Source organism: Methylosinus sp. R-45379, from assembly GCF_001644125.1.
Taxonomy (GTDB): Bacteria; Pseudomonadota; Alphaproteobacteria; order Rhizobiales; family Beijerinckiaceae; genus Methylosinus.
In genome coordinates this window covers 1-1060 of sequence record NZ_LUUM01000221.1, presented here as the reverse complement: position 1 = coordinate 1060, position 1060 = coordinate 1, and the positions used below count along the sequence as shown (strand labels likewise).

At 62.9% G+C, this 1060-nt stretch carries 3 protein-coding genes; all 3 read left to right on the top strand.

Annotation, left to right across the window (positions count from 1 at the left end):
- The first annotated feature begins 165 nt into the window (after window positions 1-165).
- From A1351_RS09295 to A1351_RS09285, 3 genes are read left to right on the top strand one after another with little or no spacing between them, the layout of a single operon-like run.
- Window positions 166-390, top strand: a complete 225-nt coding sequence (locus A1351_RS09295) for a hypothetical protein (RefSeq protein WP_064032845.1) — start codon at window positions 166-168, stop codon at window positions 388-390.
- Window positions 391-393: 3 nt separating this feature from the next.
- A complete protein-coding gene (locus A1351_RS09290) occupies window positions 394-633 on the top strand; it encodes a hypothetical protein (RefSeq protein ID WP_064032844.1) in 240 nt (79 codons plus the stop codon).
- On the top strand, window positions 630-1046 hold the full coding sequence (locus tag A1351_RS09285) for a hypothetical protein (RefSeq protein ID WP_064032843.1): 417 nt from the start codon (window positions 630-632) through the stop codon (window positions 1044-1046). The genes A1351_RS09290 and A1351_RS09285 overlap by 4 nt, the downstream gene beginning before the upstream one ends.
- The last annotated feature ends 14 nt before the right edge of the window (window positions 1047-1060 follow it).

Sequence of the window (1060 nt, the reverse complement as noted above, 5' to 3'; positions counted from 1 at the left end):
TCCCGGATGCGCAGCGCCAACCCGGCGACTCGTTCCTGCCGCGCAAGGGCGACGAGCTGACGCTCGCCAGCGGCGCGAAGCGCATCGTGGTAGCGGCATGGGAAGCGCCCCGAATTCAGGGCGAATTGATCCGCATCGAAATGACGGTGAAGTGAAGGGGCGACAATGCGCATTTCCGTCGACAAATCAGACCCCGGCTATCGCCCGGACGCTCGCCTGTTCACCGCCTATCTGAACGGCGAAAAGCTCGAGCATTGCCTCACGGCCGATGATGAAGCCGGCGAGGCCGTCATCAATTACAAAGACGAATCCGGAAACTTCGCGCATGACGGCGTGACGTTGTTGCGCCGCACCCTTTTCGGGCAGATCGAAATCCGTAAGCGGGATTAGCCGATGCGCCTTTCCGCCGACCCTTTCGACCCCGGCTATCGCGCCGACCACGCCGATTACGATCTCTTCCTCGACGGCGTGAAGCTCGACGATCCGGCGCTCGTCTACACGGTCGACGATGCGGCCGGCGTCGTCATCTCCTATCCCGCCGGCGCGAATCTCTGGCGCACGGCGAATAAGGCCGATGGCCGCGCAAATCTCACCTTCCGCAATGGCCTCGTCGAAATCGTGAAGCGCGCATGATCCCGTCCGAAGTCGTGACCTTCTTTCGCTCGACCATCGAAGCGACTTGGCCGCATACGCCGGTGAGCTGGCCGAACGAACAGCCATTCGATCCCGCGGGCGGAGCCTACCTCGCTCTCACCTTCCCCATGTTCTACGAGACGCTGGCGAGCTTCGGCTCCCCCGGCTCGAGCTATCTCGCCGGCGAAGGCGCCGCGCATATCGAGCTGCTCACTCCGCTCGGCGCCGGGCTCGATGATGCGAGCGCGCCATGGCAGACGCGGCTCATGACGCTCGTCGCGCTGTTGCGGCCAAAGACTTTCGCCAATGGCCTCGGCAATACATTCGACGTCGCCTCCTTTCATGAGAGCGTCGAGGATTCCTATTTCGTGCGGAGCCTCGCCATTCCCTACGAATTCCAGAGATTCGGCTGAACCGCGCCTTGCGC